Origin of the sequence: Paenibacillus sp. 32O-W (genome assembly GCF_007679495.1) — a bacterium.
GTDB classification, from domain to species: Bacteria; Bacillota; Bacilli; order Paenibacillales; family NBRC-103111; genus Paenibacillus_L; species Paenibacillus_L residui.
In genome coordinates, this window is record NZ_VEGP01000004.1 from 91620 (window position 1) to 117917 (window position 26298).

General features: G+C 48.9%; 22 protein-coding genes and 1 riboswitch. Of the genes, 15 read left to right on the forward strand and 7 right to left on the reverse strand.

The features are described 5' to 3' along the window. Positions 1-99: 99 nt before the first annotated feature. Positions 100-693, reverse strand: a complete 594-nt coding sequence (locus FS806_RS02720) for a TetR family transcriptional regulator (protein WP_144932927.1) — start codon at positions 691-693, stop codon at positions 100-102. 196 nt (positions 694-889) lie between these two features. Next, on the reverse strand, positions 890-1123 hold the full coding sequence (locus tag FS806_RS02725; protein WP_144932929.1) for a CotD family spore coat protein: 234 nt from the start codon (positions 1121-1123) through the stop codon (positions 890-892). A gap of 321 nt (positions 1124-1444) precedes the next feature. Between FS806_RS02725 and FS806_RS02730 the strand changes: the two genes are divergently transcribed. From FS806_RS02730 to FS806_RS02755, 6 genes are all read left to right on the forward strand, one after another. Further along, positions 1445-2440, forward strand: coding sequence for a 2-hydroxyacid dehydrogenase (locus tag FS806_RS02730; protein ID WP_144932931.1), 996 nt, complete (start codon positions 1445-1447; stop codon positions 2438-2440). A 214-nt stretch (positions 2441-2654) separates the two neighbouring features. Further along, a complete protein-coding gene (locus FS806_RS02735) occupies positions 2655-3368 on the forward strand; it encodes a cytochrome c biogenesis CcdA family protein (protein ID WP_144933026.1) in 714 nt (237 codons plus the stop codon). 288 nt (positions 3369-3656) lie between these two features. After that, on the forward strand, positions 3657-3848 hold the full coding sequence (locus tag FS806_RS02740; protein ID WP_144932933.1) for a cold-inducible protein YdjO-related protein: 192 nt from the start codon (positions 3657-3659) through the stop codon (positions 3846-3848). A gap of 28 nt (positions 3849-3876) precedes the next feature. Further along, on the forward strand, positions 3877-4071 hold the full coding sequence (locus FS806_RS02745; RefSeq protein WP_144932935.1) for a sporulation protein Cse60: 195 nt from the start codon (positions 3877-3879) through the stop codon (positions 4069-4071). Positions 4072-4282: 211 nt separating this feature from the next. Continuing rightward, entirely contained in the window at positions 4283-5791 is a 1509-nt protein-coding gene (locus FS806_RS02750) for an ATP-binding protein (RefSeq protein WP_144932937.1), read from the forward strand. A 299-nt stretch (positions 5792-6090) separates the two neighbouring features. Beyond that, on the forward strand, positions 6091-6540 hold the full coding sequence (locus FS806_RS02755) for an NUDIX hydrolase (RefSeq protein ID WP_186328176.1): 450 nt from the start codon (positions 6091-6093) through the stop codon (positions 6538-6540). Positions 6541-6572: 32 nt separating this feature from the next. Here the strand turns inward: FS806_RS02755 and FS806_RS02760 are convergent, their stop codons facing one another. After that, on the reverse strand, positions 6573-8717 hold the full coding sequence (locus FS806_RS02760; RefSeq protein WP_144932941.1) for an LTA synthase family protein: 2145 nt from the start codon (positions 8715-8717) through the stop codon (positions 6573-6575). Positions 8718-9002: 285 nt separating this feature from the next. Between FS806_RS02760 and FS806_RS02765 the strand changes: the two genes are divergently transcribed. Further along, complete coding sequence (locus FS806_RS02765; RefSeq protein ID WP_186328177.1) at positions 9003-10787, forward strand: lamin tail domain-containing protein; 1785 nt, start codon at positions 9003-9005, stop codon at positions 10785-10787. A gap of 214 nt (positions 10788-11001) precedes the next feature. On the opposite strand, the gene FS806_RS02770 is transcribed toward FS806_RS02765, so the two are convergent. Together FS806_RS02770 and FS806_RS02775 are read right to left on the reverse strand one after the other, a co-directional pair. Then, positions 11002-12243, reverse strand: coding sequence for an Nramp family divalent metal transporter (locus FS806_RS02770; RefSeq protein WP_144932945.1), 1242 nt, complete (start codon positions 12241-12243; stop codon positions 11002-11004). Between the two features lie 78 nt (positions 12244-12321). Beyond that, a complete protein-coding gene (locus FS806_RS02775) occupies positions 12322-13545 on the reverse strand; it encodes an MGDG synthase family glycosyltransferase (RefSeq protein ID WP_144932947.1) in 1224 nt (407 codons plus the stop codon). Between the two features lie 194 nt (positions 13546-13739). Beyond that, a riboswitch (cyclic di-AMP (ydaO/yuaA leader) is annotated at positions 13740-13875 on the forward strand. A gap of 11 nt (positions 13876-13886) precedes the next feature. Between FS806_RS02775 and FS806_RS02780 the strand changes: the two genes are divergently transcribed. Then, on the forward strand, positions 13887-14762 hold the full coding sequence (locus tag FS806_RS02780) for a CAP domain-containing protein (RefSeq protein ID WP_144932949.1): 876 nt from the start codon (positions 13887-13889) through the stop codon (positions 14760-14762). Positions 14763-14818: 56 nt separating this feature from the next. Here the strand turns inward: FS806_RS02780 and FS806_RS02785 are convergent, their stop codons facing one another. Next, complete coding sequence (locus FS806_RS02785) at positions 14819-16027, reverse strand: hypothetical protein (RefSeq protein WP_144932951.1); 1209 nt, start codon at positions 16025-16027, stop codon at positions 14819-14821. Between the two features lie 298 nt (positions 16028-16325). On the opposite strand from FS806_RS02785, the gene FS806_RS02790 reads away from it, so the two are divergent. The 7 genes from FS806_RS02790 (at position 16326) to FS806_RS02815 (ending at position 24044) form a co-directional block, all read left to right on the forward strand. Further along, entirely contained in the window at positions 16326-17285 is a 960-nt protein-coding gene (locus FS806_RS02790; RefSeq protein ID WP_144932953.1) for an ABC transporter permease, read from the forward strand. A gap of 39 nt (positions 17286-17324) precedes the next feature. Continuing rightward, positions 17325-18248, forward strand: a complete 924-nt coding sequence (locus tag FS806_RS02795) for a carbohydrate ABC transporter permease (RefSeq protein ID WP_144933028.1) — start codon at positions 17325-17327, stop codon at positions 18246-18248. 124 nt (positions 18249-18372) lie between these two features. Then, positions 18373-19908 carry an extracellular solute-binding protein gene (locus FS806_RS02800; RefSeq protein WP_144932955.1) on the forward strand — a complete coding sequence of 512 codons (1536 nt, stop codon included), beginning with the start codon at positions 18373-18375 and terminating at the stop codon, positions 19906-19908. A 387-nt stretch (positions 19909-20295) separates the two neighbouring features. Further along, complete coding sequence (locus FS806_RS02805) at positions 20296-21138, forward strand: sugar phosphate isomerase/epimerase family protein (protein ID WP_144932957.1); 843 nt, start codon at positions 20296-20298, stop codon at positions 21136-21138. 212 nt (positions 21139-21350) lie between these two features. Continuing rightward, positions 21351-21797 (forward strand): hypothetical protein, encoded by a 447-nt coding sequence (locus FS806_RS26530; RefSeq protein ID WP_260981957.1) that lies wholly within the window; start codon positions 21351-21353, stop codon positions 21795-21797. Further along, a complete protein-coding gene (locus tag FS806_RS02810; RefSeq protein WP_260981958.1) occupies positions 21724-23547 on the forward strand; it encodes an ABC transporter ATP-binding protein in 1824 nt (607 codons plus the stop codon). The genes FS806_RS26530 and FS806_RS02810 overlap by 74 nt, the downstream gene beginning before the upstream one ends. After that, on the forward strand, positions 23544-24044 hold the full coding sequence (locus FS806_RS02815) for a DUF1854 domain-containing protein (RefSeq protein ID WP_144932961.1): 501 nt from the start codon (positions 23544-23546) through the stop codon (positions 24042-24044). Before FS806_RS02810 ends, FS806_RS02815 begins: the two co-directional genes overlap by 4 nt. Positions 24045-24165: 121 nt before the next feature. On the opposite strand, the gene FS806_RS02820 is transcribed toward FS806_RS02815, so the two are convergent. Continuing rightward, the gene (locus FS806_RS02820; RefSeq protein WP_144932963.1) at positions 24166-26235 is read right to left on the reverse strand and encodes an LTA synthase family protein; all 2070 of its coding nucleotides are present in this window, start codon (positions 26233-26235) and stop codon (positions 24166-24168) included. Between the last annotated feature and the right edge of the window lie 63 nt (positions 26236-26298).

Consider the following 26298-nt stretch of genomic DNA (forward strand, 5'->3'; position numbering starts at 1 on the left):
GGTCTTCGAAGTACGGACATATGCCTTAGTTGAACGAGGGTTAATACATAATTTTAAAGCGAATAAGCCGCACATACAAAATTAATTGAAAGACTGCAGTTATTGCTTAAATTTCAACCCGGCTAATATAAAATCGGCCGTATGACGGATCTCAAGGCTCGAATCCTTCTCCAAAGCCTGGCTGGACTCGATAAGGAAGGAGTCATATGCCGGATATACCAGTATGGAAGCAATGAACATCAGGACCAAATCCAACGATTCATAATGAAACACACCATTTTCTCTACCATTAATAAGTATCTTCTTGAGATAAGAGAAATAGGGTGAGATGATTCTGCTAATCACTTGCTTCCGGGGACTATCGGTTGATAGTTCGTGTCTTAAAATCATGTTAAACTGCTTGTCCTGCTTCCGCAAGTTTATAAAAATGTCAACGAAGGAGCGCAGGGCCTCTTCAGGGTCCGCGATATCCTCATGCTTATCAAGTTTATGTCCATTATTCAGATATAAGGATTCAATGACCGTGTAATAGAGATTTTCTTTGGAGCCGAAATAATAGGAAACAAGAGCCAGATTGGCATCAGCCGCCTCACAGATTTGCCGGACGGAAGTCCCGTCGTAGCCATTGTTGGCAAAACAGACTTTGGCTGCTTCCAGAATTCTTTTTTTCGATTCGTCCTGTTTATGATTCATTCCTATCCTCCGCGAAAATTCATTTATCACGATTATAGTAAATTTAGACTAAAACTACAAACCGTAAGGATTAAGGATGTGCCAAAAGGTTTCTTGTTTTCGCATCCGACCCGATTACCGGACCGGCAAAAACGGGCCGACACCTTTCCGTTAAGGAAGGTGTCAGCCCGTTTTTCAGTGTACGGCAGGGGGTGAATTAATATCTGCCTATTCCTTTTGACTTGGAAGGATAGTTAGCGGCGCCGGCGACCTCGTCTCTTTCGGAATAAGTGTAATAATGGCAAGGTACGGGGACACAATGATGGCGGTTAACTACTTCTATCGGATGAATGACCGGGACAACCTGCGGATGATAATAGTCTCTTACTACCCGAGAGGTCGGAGCAATCACCGGTTTTGCTGGAGGACATGGATTATGATGACAATGCATTCTGATCAACTCCTTCTTGACCAAGTATACTAACACTATACGCCGGCAAGGCGAATGGAGACTGTTCATTAGTCTAGATAACTGCTCTTTTTAGGCAAAATGGGGGATAGCCTACAGCTCTTTGGGCCCTTGCGGACATTGGGATGCTGGGAGCCATATGACTGACTGATGCTAATTCCATGGAGCCTTACGGCGAACCATAATAGAGAACCTGAACGAATATGGTAAACTAAATGAAGAAGGCTTGGTTTGCTAATTCACTCCATGATACGGACGCGAAAGTGGCCGAGCTCCATTGGATGACAAGAGGAGGAAGTTCTTATGAAGCCTAAAGTGTTCATAACCAAACCGATACCGAAGGATGTGCTGGATTATATTTCCCGTCATGCCTCTGTCGATGTATGGGAGTCGGAAGGTCCCGTTCCGGAGCAGGTATTACGGGGAAAACTGTCTGAGGCGGAGGGGCTTCTAACCTCCGGATTGCGGGTCGACGGCCGACTGCTGGATCTGGCTCCCCGGTTAAGGGTGGTGAGCAGCATTTCGGTCGGGTACAATCATCTGGACGTAGCGGAGCTGGCCCGGCGGAGGATCATGGCCACGCATACTCCGGGTGTGCTGGATGAAACGGTGGCTGATCTGATCTTTGGGCTTATTCTGGCCGCGGCCCGCCGTATACCGGAATTGGACCATTACGTCCGTGCGGGACGGTGGAAGGCGGGAAGCCAGGAGCATCTGTTCGGAATAGACGTACACCATGCGGTGCTGGGCATCGTTGGAATGGGACGGATTGGCGAGGCTGTAGCAAGAAGGGCCAAATTCGGCTTCGGAATGGAGATTTTGTATGCGAACCGGACCAGGAAGCCGGAGGCCGAAGCGGAGCTGGGGGCACGGCATTGCGATTTGAACGAACTGTTGGAGCTGGCCGATTATATGGTGCTGATGGTTCCGCTAACCGAACAGACCAGGCAAATGATCGGGGCCGAGCAGTTTGCGCGGATGAAGCCGACAGCCGTCTTCGTGAACGCTTCCCGCGGGCAAACGGTGGATGAACAGGCGCTGGTGGAAGCGCTGCGGAACGGCACGATTCGCTCGGCCGGATTGGATGTCTTCGCGGAGGAGCCGATTAGCGGCGACCATCCGCTCGTCTCTCTGCCGAATACGGTGCTGGTTCCCCATATCGGCTCGGCAACCGCGAAGACACGGTATGATATGGCCAAGCTTGCTGCCCAAGACTTGGTGGCCGCTCTGCAGGGCAGACGCCCCGCTCATCCGCTTCCCGAGCTTCGCTCCTTGCTGGAGGATAACTTGCCGGGGTGATTGCCGTAATCACCGACGATGTCAATGGATTGCCGCTCAGTCTGTCAGATGGTCAAAATTGATTCTCTTGCCATATGGCTCTTTAATAAGTTTTATTATTTGTCAAATTTGCCTGGACGGGTGTCATTGACACCCCCATCTTCTTATACTACTATTTGTAGTGTGATGTACAGCCGTTGGCCTGCGGCTATATACAGATAAGAAGGTGATTGTGCTGAATGCTGCCGATTTAAGCCTCTGGATCGTTTTCGGAGCAGGCATCCTCTCGTTCGTCTCGCCCTGCTGTCTTCCTTTGTACCCGTCCTATCTGTCTTATATTACGGGAGTGTCGGTTAAAGATCTTCAGGAAGGCAAAGGATTATTGGAGAGACGAGCGATGCTCCACACCGTTTTCTTCATACTGGGATTTTCCATTATTTTCGTTGCCCTTGGATTCTCTTTAAGCTTTATCGGGTCCTTCTTCGCGGAATATCAAAACCTGATCCGCAAGCTGGGCGGTATCTTCATTGCCGTCATGGGGCTGATTATGTTGGGGATATTTACGCCCAAAGCATTGATGAAGGACCGCCGGTTTACTTTCCGGAGCAAGCCGCTCGGGTACTTCGGGTCTGTCCTCGTAGGTGTGACCTATGCAGCCGGCTGGACACCCTGTGTCGGCCCTATCTTGGCCGCTGTTATCACTCTTGGAGTAAGCAATCCGGATCAGGCTTTCTTCTATACGCTAGCCTATACGATCGGATTTGCCATTCCATTCTTCATCATGGCTTTCTTCATTGGCAAGATGAAATGGATGATGCGGCGTTCCGGGTTGATTATGAAAATAGGCGGGGGCCTGATGGTCCTTACAGGGATTTTGCTATACACCGACCAAATGACGAAAATCACCATTTATTTTATCGAACTATATGGGGGCTTTACCGGATTCTAGTCTCGCTATAACTCTTCTCTATAATTACATTAATAGGAAAATGAAAGATGAATTGACAATGTCTTCCTTCTGTAGTATAGTTATGCTTATATAAGGCATTTCGCTCGTTGGAGCGGGATGCCTTCGTTTCTCTATAGGAATGTGGCAACTTGCCGGTTTAAAGGGTGGTGATGACGCCATGCATGTTCTTGTTCTTGGAACATAACACCTATCAGCCGTTCGCAGCTTGGATTTGAGGCTGCAGGAGCAAGTCCAACAGGATTATAATAGAACAGGTGAAGGATGGATATGAAAAATTTTCCTAACAAAAGCAAATCGGAGAAGGAACCTCCTGTCATTGAGGCGAAAGTATGGATATGTACGGGAGGTCAGTGTCCGGGCTGGATGCGGGCGGAGTTTACTTTCGCGGAACAGCCGGAATGCCCGCTGTGTCACTCGGAGATGAGCCTTGGGGTTAAAGTGGTGCCTAAAATATCGTAAACAATATCTCCACGAAAGGGGAACTTCTATGATTCAAGTGAAGGAATTTTTAGATACTCATAATTCATCCGCCGAGAAGAAAACGAACGATTTTCTAGCGACTCTACGTGACGATCAACTGATTGATATTAAATATTCTACCGGGATGAAAACATTCGGCACGACAACGGAGCAAAGAAGCTATATTCTAGTTATTTATAAAGCCGACCCACCTTCCAAATAGTAGAACCGGATCTGTGGCAGGCCTTCCGGGGAACTCTGTCTATCCTGAGTGAAGTCCGAATAGTCGATCAGACAGTCCCTCGCTCGTTTCAGCGCGCCTGAACCGTCCTTGACGGCAGGGCGCTGTTTAATTTTATGCAAAGTAAATTGCTGAATAAAGCAGATTTCATTATGCTTGTAGTATTAGATGCGGGAAATTAGGAGAGCTTGCCATGAAAAGACAGATCAGGAGCTTATTTTCGGGTAAAAATATGCTGATATATTTTTTTGTCGTGATTATACCTGTGCTCGCGTCTAGTTATCAATACTATAGCGTAATAACCGGCAAGATAGAGGGCAGGCTGTCCGATAAGGTCATGAAAGAAGCGGTTCAGAACAGTCTGTATATAGAAAATTTTATGGTAGAGACCGTGGGCAGGATCGAAACGCTGGCTCTGACCATATCGGCCAAGGATAATCCGGCATGGATTCAAGAGATGCTGTCCAAGATGCATCAACTGGATCCCCGTTTCTCAGGTTTTATCTGGGCATCTGACACCGGTCAGATTCGGCTCAGCTCCATTCCATTCGACGGAAAGCTAAATTTGAGCGACCGCTCTTATTTTACCGAAGCCATCCGTACCGGCCGTTCTCAAATATCGGAAGCTTATTTCGGACGAATAAACGGAAATTACATTGTATCGGTGGCTACGCCTGTTATCGATTCCGAGGAACAAATTATCGGGGTATTGATCGGAAGCGTCAATCTTCAGGTCATGAGCGAGTATGTTAATCAACTGTCCAACTCGGAAGTCCGGCTTTATGATCATTATGGGAATTTACTGTTTCTGTCCAACTCTTCCGGCAAAATTCGTCATCCGGTTTCTGCGCAATACGAACTGAATAATGTTCCCTGGAAGCTGGAGGTCGTCATTGACCTCTTTCATCCGGATTTCTCCGGCAGGCTTCTTCTGTTTGTCGTCTTTGCGTTTATTCTGGCGAATGGTTGCTTTATGATATTCCAGCTGTGGAGGATGAGGAGAAACCTGCAGAAGGAAAGGGAGCAGAATGAGGCGCAGAAGCTGAAATTGATCGGTACGATTGCAGCCAGTACGGCCCATGAAATTCGTAATCCTTTGACAGGAATTAAAGGCTTCATCAGTCTGCTCAGCGAGAAATACACGGATGAGAAGGATCAATACTTCTTCAGCCTCATTAAAAAGGAAATTGACCGGATCAATTCCATCGTCAGTGAATTGCTGATCATCGGCAAGCCCGCGGAGACGGAGGCGACCCAGGAAGTGAGTCCGCTTGAAGAGATCTTGACGGATATCCTGCCTCTGATAGAATCGGAAGCCCATCTGTATAATGTGAGCCTGCTTGTTGATATTCCTGACAGACCTCTGCCCGTCCGCTGCTCCAAGGTCCATATCAAGCAGGTTCTTCTGAACCTCGTCAAGAATGCATTGGAGGCGATGGTTTCCGGAGGAGAGCTGACGATTAGAATACTGGCGGAGAAGCAGCAGCTGACGATTATCGTATCCGATACCGGAATCGGGATGTCCAGGCAGGTCGTTAAGGAAATCTTTACTCCTTTCTTTACATTAAAACCGAATGGCACCGGATTAGGGTTAGTCGTCTGCCAGAATATTATTGAAAGCTGCGGTGGGGTTATCCACATCGAAAGCGAGCCCGGCAAAGGAACGGATGTGTTCATCCGTCTGCCTTTGGTTCAGACGTAGGAATCTGTCCGGCGAAGCATAACAAGTTCCCAATTCCAATTCAAGCCATACTTTGCGTTCGAGCATCCCTACTTCATTATAGGGGGATGCTTTTTATTATTGGACTGCTTTCGTAAATTAGGATAAGAAATTGGGCTTTGCTTGCATTTTTTGCTAAAATAATAACCAGAGTTCTCGAAGTCGGGTGAAAACATGGAACTAAGCAGAAAATAATCCATAAATCACTTTACTTCCTGGCAAACGGAATTGGGAATCAAACCATCGAGTTCAAGATGCATAAGTTGAAGGAGTTTACGATTATGATCCAAAATGAGCGGAGCGATGAATCGATCCAGGTGGTTAAGGTGCTGGCCGTTCATCGGCACAAAATTGTGATCGTCAGACAATTCAGACGGTCTATGAACGAATATACGTATGAGCTTCCCGGAGGACGGCTGGAGAACGGGGAGCACCCCAAAGCGGCTGCGCTTAGAGAAATGCAGGAAGAAACCGGATTGAAATGCAATCGTCTGACCGAATTGGGGACTTTCATCGATTCGGAGCGAAGAGTGGCCGCCGGTTTATATTTCACTAATGACATCATAGCGGAAGGACCCCAGAATCTCGAGCCGGACGAACGAATTGAGGTTCGTCTGGTTGGAATTGAAGAGGCGCTCTCCAATGTCCTTCATCGCAGATGGAGAGACCCGAGACTCGGGGTCGCCCTTATTCTTGCCCGATCCAAAGGATATTTGGACAAGAGAGGATAAGTCTGCCTTCGGTAATAACGGGGCAATCGGATTCATTTCGTACCGGCACCGGCATATCCCCCTCCCTCTGCCGCAGAAACGGTTACAGTCCAAGTTTCCGATTCGGCTATGACCGTTTCCTTATCGTCAAGAATTTTGACCTGCAGTTCCCATTGGCCTGGCTTATAAATATCAGATTGCGGGTGAACAACGATCTGCTGCTCGCTGATCCATTCGGTCGGCTGAGGCTTCCCGTTTATATAAACAACGCTAAGCGGGGCGAAGGCCCGGCCCTTAATCGGGACAGATGCCTCCTTAGCTGTCAGGGGCAGACTCTGGCCGATCACCAGCGGTTCGGTGGGGAAGGGTCCCAGTATCATTGGATCATATCCTAATGTGAAGCCGGGCTGCACAATGCTGTCCTTCCATCCGGAGTAGCCATGCTGCTCCCCGAAGAGAATATCATATTGCAGCGCTTCATATTCCTTAAGATCTTCGTCGCGTACTCCCATTCTTACATAGTAATCTTTGGGCGGAATGACCGGGATACGGCGGCCCAAGTCAAGCAGGTAATCGGTATAATAGCTTCCTCCGACCTTAGCCAGTTCCAGAATATAGGGGCCCAGGAAAGAAGGGCTGAGGTTAATGGCCTCTTGCTTGTTCGGCAAATAGTTGTTCCATACGATAACGGGTACACGGTACATTTTGTCAAGAAAGTCGGGGTCATTCTCCTGCAAATACCCTACATCTTTGTAAACCTTGTAGTCATCCCCGAGGAAAGGGAGATGATCACCGAAGAAAGCGAGTATAGTCGGTTCCTCCGAGGCGCTGAAATATTCCACCAGCTGCCTCAGCATATCATCCGCCCCTTTGGTCCCTTGAGCATAAGTCTCCAGCATCCCTCTGGATTCCTCGGACATTCTGCCCTCCACCCGAATCGTATTTTGCTTGAATTTCCCCGGATAATAATGAAAGTGGTTTTGCATCGTATTGGCGAAAATAAATGCCGGGCCCTCCGTTCTTTCGGTTTCGGAAATAATGACGTTGGCGACCTCTTTGTCCGCGATATAAGGGCCTTCATATACCGGCTTGAGAAATTCCATACTAATATATTGGGAGAAGCCGAAGTATTCATAAACCTTATCGCTGTTGAAATACCAATGGTGGAAAGGACTGATGGCTTTCGCCGTGTAGCCCTGTCTGGTTAGTATGCTTGCGAGGGAATCGACCGGACGGTTGATATATTGATTATAGGCGATGGAGCCTTGCGGCAGGAAACGCATGGAAAGGCCTGTCAGCACTTCAAATTCGACATTGGCCGTACCGCCTCCGAATTGGGGGGATAACAGCGTGCCGCTTGGATAGTCGTGCTGCAGAGAGTGATAGAACTCCAGAGGGTCCCGGCTGAATTTAACGTCTTTAAGAACGGTCGGATCCCACAGAGATTCGCTCAGGACTACAATGACGTTCGGTGGCCGGGACTCTCCGGCCGGGGTCGGCGGCTGATACTGACTAACGATGGCTTCTACCGTATCCGTATCCATCCTGTCTTGGGAATTTTGGAACAGAAGCTTCACATTCATCAGCGATGCGAGGGCGAATCCGTTCTCCTTGACATTATCCGCCTGGTTATAATCGATCGTTTCGAAGCCTAACGTCTTCTGCAGGGGAGGGAAATCCGTATATAGAAAGGTCAGAAGCAATAAGGAAGAAGAGGCGAGAACCCATCTTTCCTTGCCATATATGCGGACGGGAGAAGGGGGAAGTCTGTATTGTAACCCATAGCTTCCCGCCAGGAAAACAATAAGCGCGGCCAGAATGGGAAAGGTAAATAAATTTGTGATATACGGTATCATATCCCTGGTTTCGCCGGCGAGCAGGAAATCCCAGGGAAGCAGCGGGACATGGAGGATCTTCAGCTTGATCCCGCTAACCCATGAGAAAATAAGAATAACGGGCCCAATGCTCCAATAGGCGGCCCGGGGTCTTCCCGTAAGGGCGGAAATAAGCAGCAGGAAGCCAAGAACGGTCAGCACATTGAAGCCAAAGTGGGCGAAGCTCCGCCATGTCCACTCCAATGCCTGGAGTGCATTTCCACGGCTAAGCACCTCAGAAATCCATACTATCCAAACGGAAGACAGAACAATTACATATCTGGACTTCGCATATCCGGCCACTGGTTTTACCCATCGGTCCATGCTATCGCTCTCCCGGAACAGTTTAAGATTTTGTAAATATATGATTACGCTTACACATTATATCAGGGAATTTCTTGTTGTTAAAGAAGGAATTTTATTACATAAACGATGAAAAATATTCGGTAGTATAGCGGTTCACTAAAAATTGGGACTGATTTTTGTTTTCGTATTTGGTCATTTTATTTCGAAAATTATAAAAATTATTTTTATTTTCTGTTGATTTTGTGGAAAATATTGAGCATTATTATTATGATAACGTTATCATCGAAAACAAGGAGGAGAATCATGAAGTTTCGAGTCATTATTATTTTGTTGATTTTTTGCTTGGCGGTAGGGATAGGTGGGCAGGTTGGTTATTCTTCACCATCGGATATTCAAGAGACAGCTCAGGACAGAATTACCCAGGAGGAAATAGGCCCGGTACATCGGGTTCAATCTTCCAATTACCGGGATCTGGATTCGGTAAGCGAACAGGGGCCGGTCATTCCCGGCTTGATGCAGGGCCTGATCCCCCAAGGAATTGCTTATTACGAAGCGATGGATTGGCTGCTTGTGTCTTATTATCGTGATAATGGTCAACCGAGTGTGGTAAGTGTTATCGATGGAGCAACCGGACAGTTCATCAAGGCGCTGGACCTGTACAAAGACGAATCCACGCCGTATACGGGTCATGCAGGCGGGTTGACGGTAAGCGAGAAGCATATGTGGGTAACCTCGGAGAAGAGCGCCTACGCGGTTAAGCTGGAAGATCTGATTCAATCCGCAGACGGTGGCCGGCTTGTATTCTCGAGTATTACCCGCACGGAGACGAATGCTTCTTTCGTCACTTATGATTCCGGTATTTTGTGGGTGGGCGAGTTTGCCAGATTTAATTTTAATACAGAGCCGTCGCATCATATGAGAAACCGGGAAAACATCGAGCATTCTGCCTGGGTTGCCGGATACCGGCTTACAGACGAGGATTTGATCGATACTTCTCGGACGGTTGAGAAGACCAATGCGGCCATTCCGGATCTTCTTCTTTCCATTACAGACGAAATTCAAGGGATGGCGTTCGTGGACGGGCATATCCAGCTCAGCCAGTCTTACGGCCGGACGGTAGAGAGCTCGCTGCTGACTTACCGGCTTTCCCTGGATGAATCACCGCATGCCTATACCGACCGTTTTGGCAATGATCCGGTTCCTATCTGGTTTCTGGACGGATTGAATAAGGTTCATACTGTTGTTATGCCCCCGATGTCGGAAGGGATTGTCGAGCATAACGGCCGTTTGTATATTTTGTTTGAATCCGGGGCGGAAACTTATCGGGACAGCTTCTATCCCGTTGACCGCGTTTACGTTGCCGATTCCGGCCGACTGCTAGCGATGACCCCTACGGTTCCCGGAGCATCGGGAGAAGCTTCGCTCTTGATCACCGAAATGGTTGTGGCTTCACCGGGTGAGGGAGAGCCGTACGAATATATAGAGCTCTATAATAACAGTAATCGGGCAATTGATCTGGCAGGTTACAAAATGTATTACTATTACGACCCGGCTCATCCGGAGCTCTGGAATACGAAAGTGACCAAATGGCTGATAATGACGGCGAAAGATGTGGATCCCGGCGTGAAAGAGGAGACGAATACGGTGATTAGACCGCATCAAACCAAGATTGTTTGGCTCAAGAAGCCCGGTCATTACGACAAGACCGTCGCGGATTTCAATGCCGCTTACGGGACGAAGCTGAAAGCTGGCGATTTCGTATATATCAAGCTTGCGCAAGGTCAAGGGCTCTCCAATACGACCCAGAGATTTCTGGCTGTGGTGGCGCCTAGAGGGAATCAAGTTTTTGATCGGATCAGTCATGTAACTTATAATGGCAGCTCGGAGAATCCTTCTTCGGAAAGCTGTGGAAGCGCCGATCGCCCCTGCGATTTTGCCGTCGGCGAAAGCATTATTTATTATTATCCGGAGGAGAGTCCGGCAGGAGTGTTGGGAATGGTGAGGAAGGTTCCGCAATCTCTTCATCAGACCCCGACTCCGGGCAAGCTTCTGCCCGAGCAGATCCGGTCTATCGCCAAGGGAAGATAAATTCAATAAGGTTGCTCCTATTCTTCATAGCTCCACAATGGTTAAGCTCCTCAAGTGCAAGTGAGAGTTAATCCGGACGGCTATTCTTCGAAAGATGTAAGTCCGAGAAAAAAACAAAAAAGAGCGGGCGTTGGAGGGAACTTGCCCCCGGCCTCGCTCTTTTTGTCTTAATTTTAAATTCGGATCCGGATAAACTTGATTGCGGCTGGGATCACTAAGAGAAGAAGATCGTGCGAATGTTGTTAACAGCCAATACTATCAAGACCAGAATCCCAAGAATGGCCACGATATTTTTGAACCATGTATTCTTCAGGTCGCCCATAACTTTCGAATCGTTGGCAACCCTGTACATGGCAACACCGATAATAGGCACGATAATGACGGTGATGGCTTGGGCGAAGATGATCATATTCAGAGGCACCGCCCCAAACAGCAGGGCTACGATTCCTCCTACGGCCATTACGGCAAGAATGCAGATTCTCACGCCGCGTTCGCTTAACTTGCTTCCAAGTCCGAGAGATTCGGCCAGCATAACCCCTCCGATGGTAGCGTTCCCGGTAAGAGAAGAGAAGGAAGCGCCGAACAAGCCGATTATAAACACGACGTTCGCCCAACTGCCGAAGACAGGCTCCAGAGCTTTGCCGATATCGCCGGCGGTATTGACTTGAATGCCCTGGGGCAGAAGAATGGCGGCTGAGCTTATCATAATCATGGAGGAAATCAGTCCAAGAATGATGATCCCCGTAAAGCTCTCTTTCACGCCGTCTCTAAGCCGGTCCTTAGTCAGTCCCTTCTCCTGCACCAAGTAGGATTGGTAGAAGGCACCGACGATACTGAAGGTAGTGGCTACCAGCCCGATGATAAGCAGCAGGGAGCCTTCGGGCACCCTCGGGACTAATCCGCTCAAGATGCCGCCGATACTGGGCTTGACCATGATTAGGGTCAACAGGAAAGAAATAATCATTAGAGCGACCATAACCAGCATCATTTTTTCCAACACTTTGTAGAAATTTTTGGTAAAGAGCAGAGACATGCCAAGCAAAGTCGTAATGATCACCCATACCGGCGTTGAAGTCTGGGTCAGATCGGCAATGGCCAGCCCCGAACCGATGGAATTTCCCGCCTGAAAGGAAGAGGTGACCAGGCAAGCACCGATCCCGATGACGACTGTAACGGCTTTACCCCATTTCTCACGAATAACCGACAATAGGGAACGGTTCGCAGCCATCCCGATTCTGGCGCTCATTTCGGTAAAGGCTAACATAAAACAAACCGATATTACCATGACCCACAGCAGATCGTAGCCATAAATGCTGCCCAGCTTGGAGGTAAGCGTGATGCTCCCAGGCCCGAGGACCAGTGCCGCTGTAATCAGGGAAGGGCCTAATGTGCCCAGCCACCGGGCTAAGGACGAGGAAGATGTTCTGCGATCTGGCAGTTGCGACGGGTTGTTCATTCAGAATACCCCCTTGACTTAATGATGAAGCGCTTACGTAATTGTATTTTAGTGAGCGTATGTTTAAATGACAAGTCTTTAATTTGTCTTTAAATTGAGAGAGGAGGTAAGCTCCTTAAGAATTCGATTTGTGATTTTATCCGAAGCGCCGCCGCAGCCCGCAAATCGGTCATAGGTGAAATTGAAGCGGTCCGAATCGGAAGCATTCCACAACGCTTTCATATGTTCGTCTAAGCTTTCTCCGGTTAACATTTTCATCTTGGCTTCCATTCTTTCCCGTTCAGATCGGTCTAAGGAAGTCATCATTCCGATCTGCTTGACTAACTCGCGGGGACAGCGGGCAATCGCTGCTACGCCTTGACTCTGGAGGTACAGGGCGTTATCCGCTTCCTGCCCCGGCAGGGGGCGATAAACAATAATGGGAAGGCGGGAGGCGAGAGCTTCCGTTAATGTGATTCCTCCGGCTTTGGTCACTATGCATGCGGAAGAGGCCATCAATTCCGCCATTTGTTCAACGAAGCCGTAAATCTCCACATTCGGGTCATTCCCGAAATTTTTTGCGATGGAGTTAAACAGGGCCCGGTTTCTTCCGCATACGACAGCTATACGGGCATCCTTCAGTTCTCTGCGAATGAGGGAAATCACCTCGGATAAATTGCGAAGAATACCGTTGGCGCCGGCCATTACCAGGACCCGGAGGAAAGTGCGGGCAGCTGCCGGATCCCGGTCGGACATGGTTTGTTCCCTGAGATGTACGGATGGAAAGGAGGAACGGATCGGTATGCCGCTTACGGCAACGCGTCCGGGATCGATTCCCTGCTCGAGAATGGATTTCTTCAAGTCGGGGGTGGCTACGAACAACAGGTCATATTCCGAGTATATCCAACGGTTGTGCAGAGCGAAGTCCGTCAAGATCGTAAACGTAGGAATGTTAGCTCCGCTTCTTCCGCGAATGGCAGGCATCGGAAAAGTACAGATGAGAACATCCGGCTTCTCCCGGGAGATCAGCTGCATCAGCTTCTTGGCCCCCCATGCTTTCAACCCTTTGTTCAGCATCCGCTGAGGCTTCATATTTTGGGTACATCTATATATCCAGCCATAGATGTACGGGAAATATTGGGAAGACATCTTGTAGAACTGTTGAACAGCCCGGTCCAAAAATGGATACGACTCCCCATATAAGTCCACGAGCTTCACTGCCTTGAACCCCCTCCGGGATAAAGTCTCCTGAAGAGCCCGTGCCGCCTGGAGATGGCCGTCCCCGTAGCTTGCATACAGAATAAGTGCTTTTAATCCATACATATAAGCATCCGTCCTGCCCTTGAAATGGAAGAGAAGTATTATTGCCGGTTCGCCACATAAGATGATCTTTTACGATTGAGGTATATGTATTTAATGTGTTCTCATATGCGGAAAATCATGTACCGTATCAGGGCAATTGTATGAATTACCAAACATTGTAGAATGAAAGGGCTAATCTAGCATGTTACAATCTAGTAGAAATTCGGCCGAAGCACAATCTAGTGCGCGGGGGAACCAATAGTGGGGGTGAAGCGGCTTTGCAAGCCGTAGGGCGATTACTCTTTGACCCGAACCCGTCAGCTAACTTCGCAGGCCAAACAAAGAGGAGGAAACTGAACACCATGAAGAAACACATTAAGAAAGTTGCTCTTTCCGGAGTTTTGCTCGTGGGGACTATGTTGTCTGCCAATGCAGCATTCGCTGCTCCGCAAACATTTCATTCTGGTGATGCAGTAAACCATATCACCAAGAAGTACGGGATTGACCTTGAATCCTTGTTCAAGAATCATCCCAAGTTCAGCAAATTTATCATTATAGGACAAGACGGATTTAAGTTTGATTTCTCTTGCAATCCTATACCTGACAAAGGAAACGGAAGCAAGCCTGCACCATCCAAGCCGGATAAAGGCGATCAGGGAAGCAAGCCCGCGCCATCCAAGCCGGATAAAGGCGATCAGGGAAGCAAGCCCGCGCCATCCAAGCCGGATCAAGGCAATCAGGGAAGCAAGCCTGCACCATCCAAGCCGGATCAAGGCAATCAGGGAAGCAAGCCTGCACCGACCCAGCCAAACCAAGGCGATCAGGGCAACAAACCTGCCCCGACTCAACCTGACCAAGGTCAATCCGATATTTCTCAATATGCTAAAGAAGTAGCAGAATTGGTGAATCAGGAACGGGCGAAGGCCGGACTGAAGCCTCTGCAGCTGGATTCCGCACTTTCCGCTATGGCGTTGGATAAAGCCAAAGATATGTATCATAACAATTACTTTGACCATAATTCGCCAACCTACGGCTCTCCGTTCGATATGATGGACACTTACGGCATCAAATATTCATATGCCGGAGAGAACATTGCCAAAGGCCAACGCACACCCGAGGAAGTTATGAATGCATGGATGAACAGCCCGGGCCACAAAAAGAACATCATGAGTCCTAATTTCACCAAAATAGGCGTAGCTTATTACCAAGGGGAATGGGTACAAGAATTTATCGGTTAATAAAATAACCAAAACGAAAGAGACCGACGCTTATGCGTCCGGTCTCTTTTTTTTCATCATGAGTCCAGGTCTTTCCAGCCTCCATAAGAGAAGAAGCTGATTCCGGCAGCCCCCGCTTCTTGAGCGACAAGCTTATATTTTTCCCAAAGAGGTTGATCGATCGGGAATTCGTCTGACCGCAGCAGCCCTGCATATAGAGGCACTTTATTTTCGGAACGGGCTATTTGCTCCCGGATGATCTGTCCGAAGCTTTCGGGGGTGAGCCAATAGTTCATGGGGCACACAAAATCCATCAGCCCTTCCTTGATCCACTCCCACCATTTCTGGCCGAACTGCTCATATTCACTGCCGGGATGGAAAGGCTCATTTCTCAGTTCGTTTCCGTAAGGCGAATTGTACCAGATTGCCGCAGACAGCTGCGCTTCCTTGCGTTGAGCCGTGATCTCCCGCCGGATATTTCGAACAACTCCGGTAATCAATGAGGAGCGGAACGCATACCAATCCTCCGCATGATGCTTCAGAATCCAATCCGCCCGCTGCCGGGTCTCTTCCAACTCGTCAGGGATCGAGAGATTAAACTCCCGTGCCAACCTTTCCAGGCAGCGCTCGCAGAAGCAATAATGGTAAGAACGTCTGAGATGCAAATGACGGCCAATTGGAGGATCATTATAATGATTGAGGGCTTGTTCCACAAAGAAGGTCGTTGTCGTCCCGTTCGCCGTCGTCAGCTTCAGAGGCTCCCCGGCACGGGGAATAACCGTCCAATGCCCCGCCTGATTCGTATCGATAGACAAGCGGCTCTCATAATGATAGAAACGGATGAAATCCAGATGAATCCCTGCCAATCCGGGATGCTTGACCAGCATATCTTTGCAGCGGCCGGCAATGAACGAGACAACATCCGGATTCGAGGGATCCAGAACATAGCGGCGGCCTGCCAAAGGCTCGTCCCAATTGGAAATTCCTTCATAATCGACGCAGTACGCCTCCCTGGATTGGAAAGGAAGACTTGCTCTATCTTCAGCCCGAAGCTGGAGGGTACCGATCATCCCGTGTATTTCAATGCCTGCCTTTGAGCACGCCTCCACGACCGAATCCATCTGTTCAGCGAATTCCGCCGCCGGATTCGTCCAATCGTGCAGATGAAGCAGAAGCTTGCCCACCCTATGCCGTGCGCACCACTCCACTAACTTCTCTGTATCCCCTAACGTCCAATTCTTATTTCCGATATACAGCCATGCCGTGTTTTGCCTAACTGTTGTCATTAAACTAACACCTCTCCGTTCTTTTTCCGGCCTCTCAAGCTAATTTGAAAGCCGCCTTGCGTTGCAGGTAAGTCCATTATAGCCCATCCTTCGTCGAGCTCAAGACGGAAAGGGACAAGCTTGGGCAAATAGTAATGAAAGTACTAAAAAAAGTAATCACTGTCCGCTATTCATCGGCCCCCATTACGGGTAAACTTGGAAGCATAGAAAAAAGCATTCCTTTTTTAGGTTTTATGTAGGAGATTTTCTCCAATAGCTACACACTCAGAAAGAAATTTACGGATTTAGGGGGAATTCAATGAAACCGACAACAAGAACGCCGCCAGTCATTCCAGCCTCCCGCAGAGGATATTGGGGTCAATTAGGGGCAGATATCAGGAAGGATTGGGATTTATATGTCGCTTTGATCCCGGGAATTCTGTTTTTGCTTCTGTTTAAGTATACACCCATGTATGGAATCATTATTGCTTTTAAAGATTTTAATATTTTCACAGGATTTGCGGAAAGCCCCTGGGTGGGGATGGACAATTTTAAAAGGCTGTTTACCTCGCCTGATTTCGTCAACGTATTCAAAAACACGCTGATAATCTCCTTATATAAAATTGTATTTCTGTTTCCTCTTCCGATCATCGTTGCCATTTTAATGAACGAATTAAAGAACATGATCTTTAAGAGGACAATTCAGACTATTGTCTATTTGCCGCATTTTTTATCCTGGGTTATTGTAAGCGGTTTATTTATCGACCTTCTTTCCACCAACGGAGGCTTAATCAACCGGATGATTGTGGCGTTGGGCGGAGAACCGATAGCATTCTTCCTGGACCACACGATATTTCGCTCCGTGCTGATCACCTCAGCCGGATGGAAGGAACTTGGCTGGAGCACTATTGTTTACTTGGCGGCCTTGAGCGGAATTGACCCGCAATTATATGAAGCGGCCAGAATTGACGGGGCCAACAAGTTTAAGCAAATTTTATATATTACTTTGCCGGGTCTGACGCCGATTATTCTGCTGATGTTTATCCTCCGCCTGGGTAGTATTCTTGAAGCGGGGACTGAGCAAATTCTCGTTATGTACAATCCGAACGTTTACAATGTCGCTGATGTTATAGGTACCTATGTCTACCGGGTGGGGCTGGGTGAGCAAGACTACAGCTTCTCGACGGCCGTTGGCTTGTTCGATTCGGTTATCGGCTTCATTCTGATCATTACAGGCAACTACTTATCCCGTAAATATTTGCAGAGAGGCATATGGTAAGCGATTTTGCGTAACGAGAGGGGAGATCATGACATGGATATGCCAGAAACAGCTTCTGTAAAGAAGAAAAATAGAAACGCCATTAAAGAATCGATAGGGGAAAAAATATTTTATTTCTTCAATTACATTTTTTTCATCCTATTTGGAGTAGTTACTCTGTTTCCGTTCCTGAATCTCATAGCCAAATCATTAAGCAGTGAGGCGGCGGTTATTTCCGGAATGGTCACAATATTCCCGGTGGATCTTCAATTCGGAACCTACAAATATGTACTTCAGGATTCCATGTTTCTTAATTCCTTTAAAGTTTCGGTATTTATTACGGTCGTAGGTACGGCGCTTAGTCTGTTCATGACCGCATTGGCCGCATACCCGCTATCCAAGCCGAGACTCCGTGGACGGAAATATTTCATTCTGATGTACGTGTTTACGATGCTGTTCAGCGGCGGATTGATTCCGACCTACCTGCTGATGCATAATCTGGGGCTGATCAATCAGCTTCCGGTACTGTTCCTGCCCTCGATGATCAGTGTTTTCAACATGCTGATTATCAAGAACTATTTTGAAAGCCTGCCGGAAAGTTTGGAGGAATCGGCCAAGATTGATGGGGCCAGCAATCTGAAGATTTTATATAAAATCACATTGCCCTTATCCATGCCGGTTTTTGCCACAATCGCCTTGTTCTATGCCGTAAGCTTCTGGAATGATTTCTTTGCTTCCATGATTTATATCAACAGCCCGGAGAAAAAGCCGATGCAGCTTTATTTGAAAGAACTGCTCGTATCCGCTAGCGATGCTTTTATATCCGGAGGAAATGTCGTCAATATCGATGCGGCCATGAACATAACTCCACAAGCGATCCAGGCGGCATCCATACTGTTGGCCACGATCCCCATCTTGCTTGTGTACCCGTTTTTGCAGAAATATTTTGTGAAAGGCGTACTGATCGGTTCGGTCAAAGGATGATGGGATTCATTGTTACCGTGCCAAAAAGAAAGCATGGAAAGGCGGTGATCATTTCTCCTAATCGGATAAGAACTGAAGGAATTTCATAATGAAATCTTTGAAAAGAAGAAAGGGAGGTTCATCCATGCAATTTCAATCCAACGTAACTAAAAAGATGCTGTCTTCCGTTTCCATCGCCGCATTAGCCGTGACAGTGGCGGCTTGTGGAGGAGGCGGGAACGATAATAAAGGAGCTGCCCCGACCAATTCTCCGGCCGCTTCCGAAGCCCCGAAGAATGAAGGGGGCGATAAGGCGGAAAAGCCTCAACTGCGCCAATTGCTGCCTTTTGAACGCTTCGATCCGAATAAGGATCCCGTGGCCGCCTACTTGAAGGAGAAGACGGGATATGATGTCAAATACGATCAGCTTCCCGCCGAGAATGCCGATGAGAAGCTGAACCTGCTGATGGCTAACCAAGAGGCGTACGACTTCATGAAGCTCGGTAAGTCCCAATTCGCCAGGCTGGCGGCTTCCGGCGCGCTAGAGCCGCTGGACGACCTGATTGATAAATATGGTACAAATATGAAACAAGTGATTCATGAAGAGACCTGGAACAGCGTCATTGTTGACGGCAAAAAGTACGGAATCCCGGAAGGAACGGCTGGAACACAGGTAGGTACCGAGCTGGTTGTCCGCCAGGACTGGATGGATGAGCTCGGACTGGAAATACCGACGACCACTGATGAATTGTACAATGTGTTGAAGACGATTAAAGAAAAGAAGAACGTCATTCCTTTAACCGGAGGCAAGGATCCGATGGTTGGGGATATCGCTTCGACCTTCGGAATAACGACGGATTGGGTGGAGCGTGACGGCAAGCTGGTGCATGCCGTAGAGCTCCCAGAGATGAAGGAGTATTTGGCCTTCATGAACAAGCTGTATGAGGAAGGCTTGATGGATCCGGAATGGGGAATTAATACTTCGGCTAAGGCCATCGAGAAATTCTCCAGCGGCAAAGCGGCCATGTACCGGTTAGCTTGGTGGGATGCAGGGAATATCAACAATGCCCTGGCCAAGAACTTCCCGGATGCCAAAATCTCCATCATACCTTTCCTTAAGGATAAAGACGGCAAAACACAGGTTGTCGGTTCGGCCGGAGTTACCTACGTCGTTGCCATCCCTAAATGGGCCAAGAACAAAGAAGATGCGATGAAGCTAATCGATATGAAGCTGGAGAAAGATATTCACAAAGGGCTGGCGATCGGCGAAGAGGGAGTTCACCACGAAATGAAGGACGGCAAATATTACCCGATTCATCCCAAATTCGCGGATGAGTGGAACAACGCAAGTTACTTCCTGACGGGAACGGATCAGGACAATTATCCGATTTACTGGCAGGCACGTGTGCGTAAGGATGAAAATGTGCAGAAGTATTTCGAAACCTATCAGGAGAACGCTAAAGAACATATGGTGATTGATCCGTTAACCTACGCACCTCCGATTGAGGCCATCTCCAAAAACACCCAAAAGCTTGCCAAGCTTAGGGAAGACAGCTTCATCAAATTTATTGGCGGAGTAGAGCCTGTCGACAATTACGATAAATTCCTGGCGCAATGGAAATCCCAAGGCGGAGAGGAAATGATTAAAGCCGCCAATGAGTGGTATCAGTCCAATAAATAAAGCGCGAAAGAGGCGGTTTCTAAAGCAGTTTACAAACGACTGCGAAATGGCCTAAACCGAGAAAACAGTAAAATCTATCTGAGAAAAGAGCGGGGCAAGTGGTCAATTTTTTCCACTTACACTCGCTCTTTCTCTTGCATCGTTGTACAGGGAAGCCGTGCGCCTGCTCCAGATGCCCGTTGAGCTGAATGGGGCTGAAAATCGCAAACCGGCTGTCGGGAGAGCTCTATTTTCCGGCTAAATTCGGCTGTTCAACGGCGAGAAAGCCGCCGAAAGAACCGAAATCGCTGCTTAAGAGCATGGACCGGATTTCCTGTTTATGGTACTATCGTGTTGAGAATTTAATAATACATGCCGCCGCGCATGGGATGGAAAAGAGGATGAAGGATGAAATATTCTGTATTCACGGTCATGCTCCCCGAGCTATCGCCCCAGGAAGCAATACATGAGCTTAAGAAGGCAGGCTATGACGGAGTGGAATGGAGAGTAACGGCAATCGACCCGGCCAAGCAGGAGGAGCCCCCGTCTTTCTGGGGAAACAATCGGTGTACCGTCGATACTCAATCGTCCGAAGAAGATATTCTGAGCTTGAAGGCGGAGACAGAGCTTGCAGGCTTGGAAATTCCCGCTCTAGCATGCTATTTGCAATGCGGCGATGTGGAAGGAACGGCACGGGGGATGCAAATAGCTCAATGGTTTGGGGCCTCTGCGATTCGGGTTGGTGTGCCGATGTACAATCGAAGTAAGCGCTATCAGGAGTTGTTGGAGGAAGGCCGTTCTTATCTGGAGGAAGTACAGAAACTGAGCCGCCAATATGGCGTCCAGGGATGGATCGAGATCCATATGAACAATATTGCCTCCAGTGCCAGTCTGGCACACAGGCTGGTAGAAGGCTTCGATCCGGAACATATCGGGGTCATCTATGATCCCGGCAACATGGTCTATGAAGGATACGAGCAGTACCGTATGGGCTTGGAGCTGCTGGGGCCTTATCTGGCTCATGTTCACGTGAAGAATGCTCATTGGGTGCGGACTAACGACCCGAACCGTCATATCTGGCAGGCGGATTCCTGTCCAGTCAGTGAAGGAGTGGCGAATTGGAAACAAATCGTGGACGACTTGAAGACGGTCGGGTACGATCGCTGGCTCAGCTTCGAAGATTTCAGCCGCTCAGGAACAGGTGAAGAGCTGCTGGCTCGTAACCTGCAGTATATGAAATCCTTGGTTTAGAGCCGGGCCAGGGGAAGGTCGTTCAAGGCTTGTCTTGACTTTCAAATGACCATCCGCTCGTATGGGGAATTAAGGATAGAATGGATATAATTAAAATTTCCCGGCACCATGCCGTGATAACCATGCTAGAATGAAGGTTGGCTTACTTGCTGTCAATGACTGCTCATGAACAACAGCTGCAAGGAACCCGTATTCGTAAGGGGGTTGAAGAAATGAGCGTTCTTGAGAAGGAAAAGATTAATGTAAGCGGAAACAGTCAGCCGACCGACGAATTGGTTTGGGAAGTCGAAGCGAATGTAGACGAGAACGGTACACCGGGGAGAAGCCGGCTTCTGATCACCAGGAGCCGGCTTGAGGTCGTTTCCGAAGAGGGGGAGCTTGTCAGGGAATATCCCTTGTCGTCTGTTAAAGAAGCCCGGATGCTGTCGGCGGTCGGGGGGCGGAACGCTTGTTATAGACACAGAGGAGGGGGCTGTTGTTCTTGCCCGTTTTACAGCGGAACTGAACAGACAGATGAGCTTCGCAACGAAAACGATCCAAGCACTCATCCAAGGAGAGGAGCTCCCGGTTCTCACCTCCAAAGACATGCCCAGACTATGTCCTACCTGTCAGGAACGGCTGCCGGAAGGAAGCAATCTATGCCCGACCTGCTCGGATAAGGGGAAGGTTATTTCCAGGCTGCTCAGTTATGCCAAGCCGTATAAGATGCGGATGATAACAGCGGCGTTAATGATGATGGCCGCTACGCTGATGGAACTGATCCCTCCTTATTTGACGAAAGTCATTGTCGACGACGTTCTCCAGCCGAAGCATATCGGCCACGCTTTGCTGTGGCTGGTTATCGCTCTGGCCGCCACCCGGGTTGCTCTTTCGCTGATGCAGACATTGAGGGGGTATATAGGCGTATGGATCGGCGGCAAGCTGATGGGGGATATCCGCAAGGATACATACCAAGCGTTAATGAGGTTGTCGCTCAGCTTCTTTGATCGCAGACAGACATCGCAATTTATAGGCAGGGTGAACAGCGATTCGGAAGCGATGAGGCAGTTTCTGACCGACGGAATCATTTGGATAGCCGGACAATTGCTGATGCTTATCGCCATTATCGGCATGATGCTTAACCTCAATTGGAAGCTGGCTTTGCTGGCCTTGCTGCCCACGCCTCTGATTGTCATTACTTCGCTCTCCATTTGGCCCCGGATTCGGCATCTCTGGTATCTTCAATGGCGTTCGGTCAACAAAATCAATATGCTCGTAGGCGATGCCCTGCAGGGGATCCGCGTCGTCAAAGCGTTCGGCCAGGAGACGACCGAGAGGGAGAGATACGGGAGCGCTAACGAGGAGCTGGTGCATCAGACTATCCGTTCGGAAGGCATTTGGTCCGGTGTGTTCCCGTTATTTTCCTTGATTACGACTTCCGGGGCGCTGCTTGTCTGGTACTTCGGCGGCTGGCAGGTCATCCGGGACGAGCTGACACTGGGTACTTTGATGGCTTTTACCGCTTACTTGACCATGTTCTTCGGCCCTCTCCAATGGTTCAGCCAATCGATAAGCTGGACCAGCCGTGCGTTAACCGCAGCGGACCGCGTCTTCGAAATTATGGATACGCCGACGGATGTTCCTACCGCCCGAAATGCGGTATCTATCCCCAGGGTAGAGGGCAGGGTCGAGCTGGACAATGTTTCTTACGGATACGAGAAGCATCATCCCGTTCTCAAAGACATCAGCTTGCAAATCACTCCGGGAGAGATGATCGGCTTGGTCGGCCATTCCGGAGCGGGCAAATCGACCTTGATCAACTTGATTTGCCGATTTTACGATCCCGATTCAGGGATTATCAGGATTGACGGTATCGATTTGAAACAAATCGACCAGGAAGCCTTGCGCAAGCAGATCGGTGTCGTGCTTCAGGAAACTTTTCTGTTCGACGGCACGATTGCCGAGAATATTGCCTATGCGAATCCAGAGGTAAGCCCTCTGGAGATTATGCGGGCGGCTAAAATTGCGAATGCCCACGATTTTATCGTCCGCATGCCGGATGGGTATGACACCCGGGTGGGAGAGCGGGGCCATCGTCTATCCGGCGGGGAGAAACAGCGTATTGCCATCGCCCGTGCCATCATTCACGATCCTCGCATTCTTATCCTCGACGAAGCTACCGCTTCGGTCGATACAGAGACCGAGCGCCAGATCCAGGAGGCGATCGCCCGGCTGGTCAAGGGAAGAACGACCTTCGCTATCGCCCATCGCCTGTCGACTTTAAGGAACGCCGACCGGCTCATCGTTCTGGATAAGGGGAAGGTGGCGGAAATCGGAACGCATGAGGAGCTGTTGGCTCTTCGGGGAGTGTATTACAAGCTGGTGGAGGCACAGAAGGAAATGTCCAAGATCAGAGGGGTGGAAGGATGAGTAACGGATCGTATGAAATCATGGTGCTCGACTCCGGATCGGTCTCATTCAGACGAACCGAAGGCGGAATGCTGTCGATGGAAAGCGGAGGTACCCTTTATCCGGAGGTCCTGCTGTACCGGGGTTTCCCGCTGTCACGACAAGACGAATATATTTCCGTGCGCGACAGGGAGGGCCTGGAAATCGGAATCCTTGCCGGATTGACGGAGCTGGATGACATGTCCCGGGCGGAAGTGGAGAAGGAGCTTAAGCTGAGGTATTTGCTCCCGCAGGTTCAGCAGATCGTGAGCATCAAGCAGCATTCCGGGATGTGGGTATGGCAGCTGCAAACGTCGCTCGGTCCGATCAAGCTGACGATGCGCAATCTTCACGAGCATGTGCAGCCGATTGCCCGTAAGCGCCTGCTACTGTCCGATATGGACGGTAACCGGTGCGAGATTCACGATTATACCGCGTTGGATCCTCAGAGCCGCAAGCAGCTTATGCGGGTTTTATAGGTTTGTGGCATTTTTTATCCAAATGGACCAGGATACGCCGGAAGGCGATCATCCTGGTCCATTGTTTGTGTCGCAAATGCGGTGGTGGCAATCGGTATTCCCATACGCCAGGCGGCCAGCTTTACTTTACGGTAAACGGCAGCGAATTCGTTTCAACAATGGCGATGGATTGGGAATCGATCAGCTTGATCCTGATGTCGAGACGGCCGGATTTGCCCAGCATATTGGCCGGTACGACGGCTGTCATCGTTTGACGGTCCACGTACTTCGTTTCAAGCGCACCGCCATTTGCATATACCAGCGCCCCGGGGACGAAATTCTTCCCTTTAAGCTCGATCGTTACCGACGCATCCTTGCTTGTATCGGCATAGGTTTCCGCAGGAAGCACCTGTTCCAGCTCCATCGGCCCGCGCCCAAGGATAAAGTTCGGATCGACGATCTGGTCTTCGAAATCTTTATAGCCGTATCTGGCTCCGAACATAATGTCATACTGCAAATATTCGTAGATGCGCATTTCTTCCGCCCACTGTTCATCCCCCGCCTCGGGAAGCAGCGGTGTTTTTTCATATAGAGAGTACAGGAAGTCGGTATAATAGCTGCCTTCTTTCCCGGCTTTGTTCAGCACATAGGGACCGAGGAAGGACGAACTGATATACAGATCCTCCTTCTCATCAGACAGATAGTTGTCCCAGATCACGAAGGGAACGCTGTAGATTTTCTTGAAAAAGTCGGGATCGTTATCCTGCAAATAATTGCTTTCCCTATAGACTTTATAATCGTCGCCGAGCACAGGCAGATGGTCTCCGTAGAAGACGATGATCGTAGGCTCCCCGGAAGCCTCGAAATGCTCAACGAGCATCTTCAGCATGGCATCCGCTCCCGTTAATCCTTGAGCGTATGTTTCAAGCTTTCCTATGGAATCCTCCGAAAGATTGGCTCCCTTCACCTTAATCGTGTTGCCGCCGAATTTCCATGGTTCGTACGGATAATGATTCTCCATCGTATTGGCAAAAACGAAGGCCGGGCCCGGACTGGATTCAATTTGTTCTATAACATTTTTGGCCACCTCGGTGTCGGCCAGGAACGGACCCTTGTATACCGGGTCAAAAAACTCGCTGCTGATATACTTCGAAAATCCGAAATTGCGGTACACCGTTTTGCTGTTGAAAAACCAATTGTGGAACGGATTGACCGAGGCGGTCGTATAGCCTTGTCTCTTAAGAATACTGGCCAGTGAGTCCACCGGATGATTAACATACTGAATGTAAGGAAGAGATCCTTGCTGCAGGAAACGCATAGTATTGCCCGTCAGCACCTCGAATTCCACATTGGCCGTTCCTCCGCCAAATTGCGGGGATCTCATCCAGCCCCCGGTATACTTCTCCTGGATAGAATGGAAGAAAGGAAGCGGATCTTCACTGAACTCTACATCCTTCATGACCGTCGGATCCCAGAACGATTCGCTCAGCACGACGATAATATTGGGATCGACATCGCTTTGATCGGGTCTCCGGGGAATTTCCGCCACCAGAGATTCGATCTTTTCCTTATTATATCCTTCGGGTTCTTCAATCAAGATGAGATCGACATTTAATACGGTTGTCAGTAAAAGTCCGTTGGTCATATAATTGGAAGTCTGATCCCAAGGGATGGTTGAAATGTTAAACGCCTGCTTGACCGGGATCGGCTTGTCCGAATAAACGGAAGTAAAAAATAAAACCGAAAGCACGGCGAGAACGATTTGGGTTTTCCATCGGAATCTCCCTTTAAAGTGCGGGATATGGTAGAGCATCGCATAGCTGCCTGCCAGGAAAATGACAATTCCCGAGATCATGCTGACACTAAAGAGGCTGTTGACATATTGGAGCACATCCTTCGTCTCGCTGCCGAGAAACACGTCCCATGGCAGGAGGGGGACACCCATTATCTTCAGTTTGATTCCGCTTACGATGGCAATGACGATAAATAAGACGGAGGCCAGCCAATAGGCCCATCTGGTTCTTCCCGTCAATGCTGCCAGGATCAGAAGGGAGAAGAAGACGAAGAGATAATTCAAGACAAGCTCCATAGGATTGGTCGTGAGCCAGGACCAAACCGCTTCGATGCTTCCACGGCTGAAAAACTCGACGAACGCCAGAAGCCATAACGAGAGAATAACTATTGGATATAACGATTTTAACTGCTTGCCCATTCCTATCGATCTCCCAATCTATTTGTTTAGATAAAAAAATGTAAAGATTTTGTAAGCATACAA

Bases quoted from the DNA above. Each gene is read 5' to 3' on its own strand.
- FS806_RS02720 (WP_144932927.1), bottom strand. From the start codon at position 693: ATGAATCATAAACAGGACGAATCGAAAAAAAGAATTCTGGAAGCAGCC.
- FS806_RS02725 (WP_144932929.1), bottom strand. From the start codon at position 1,123: ATGCATTGTCATCATAATCCATGTCCTCCAGCAAAACCGGTGATTGCT.
- FS806_RS02730 (WP_144932931.1), top strand. From the start codon at position 1,445: ATGAAGCCTAAAGTGTTCATAACCAAACCGATACCGAAGGATGTGCTG.
- FS806_RS02740 (WP_144932933.1), top strand. From the start codon at position 3,657: ATGAAAAATTTTCCTAACAAAAGCAAATCGGAGAAGGAACCTCCTGTC.
- FS806_RS02745 (WP_144932935.1), top strand. From the start codon at position 3,877: ATGATTCAAGTGAAGGAATTTTTAGATACTCATAATTCATCCGCCGAG.
- FS806_RS02750 (WP_144932937.1), top strand. From the start codon at position 4,283: ATGAAAAGACAGATCAGGAGCTTATTTTCGGGTAAAAATATGCTGATA.
- FS806_RS02755 (WP_186328176.1), top strand. From the start codon at position 6,091: ATGATCCAAAATGAGCGGAGCGATGAATCGATCCAGGTGGTTAAGGTG.
- FS806_RS02760 (WP_144932941.1), bottom strand. From the start codon at position 8,717: ATGGACCGATGGGTAAAACCAGTGGCCGGATATGCGAAGTCCAGATAT.
- FS806_RS02765 (WP_186328177.1), top strand. From the start codon at position 9,003: ATGAAGTTTCGAGTCATTATTATTTTGTTGATTTTTTGCTTGGCGGTA.
- FS806_RS02770 (WP_144932945.1), bottom strand. From the start codon at position 12,243: ATGAACAACCCGTCGCAACTGCCAGATCGCAGAACATCTTCCTCGTCC.
- FS806_RS02775 (WP_144932947.1), bottom strand. From the start codon at position 13,545: ATGTATGGATTAAAAGCACTTATTCTGTATGCAAGCTACGGGGACGGC.
- FS806_RS02780 (WP_144932949.1), top strand. From the start codon at position 13,887: ATGAAGAAACACATTAAGAAAGTTGCTCTTTCCGGAGTTTTGCTCGTG.
- FS806_RS02785 (WP_144932951.1), bottom strand. From the start codon at position 16,027: ATGACAACAGTTAGGCAAAACACGGCATGGCTGTATATCGGAAATAAG.
- FS806_RS02790 (WP_144932953.1), top strand. From the start codon at position 16,326: ATGAAACCGACAACAAGAACGCCGCCAGTCATTCCAGCCTCCCGCAGA.
- FS806_RS02795 (WP_144933028.1), top strand. From the start codon at position 17,325: ATGCCAGAAACAGCTTCTGTAAAGAAGAAAAATAGAAACGCCATTAAA.
- FS806_RS02800 (WP_144932955.1), top strand. From the start codon at position 18,373: ATGCAATTTCAATCCAACGTAACTAAAAAGATGCTGTCTTCCGTTTCC.
- FS806_RS02805 (WP_144932957.1), top strand. From the start codon at position 20,296: ATGAAATATTCTGTATTCACGGTCATGCTCCCCGAGCTATCGCCCCAG.
- FS806_RS26530 (WP_260981957.1), top strand. From the start codon at position 21,351: ATGAGCGTTCTTGAGAAGGAAAAGATTAATGTAAGCGGAAACAGTCAG.
- FS806_RS02810 (WP_260981958.1), top strand. From the start codon at position 21,724: ATGCCCAGACTATGTCCTACCTGTCAGGAACGGCTGCCGGAAGGAAGC.
- FS806_RS02815 (WP_144932961.1), top strand. From the start codon at position 23,544: ATGAGTAACGGATCGTATGAAATCATGGTGCTCGACTCCGGATCGGTC.
- FS806_RS02820 (WP_144932963.1), bottom strand. From the start codon at position 26,235: ATGGGCAAGCAGTTAAAATCGTTATATCCAATAGTTATTCTCTCGTTA.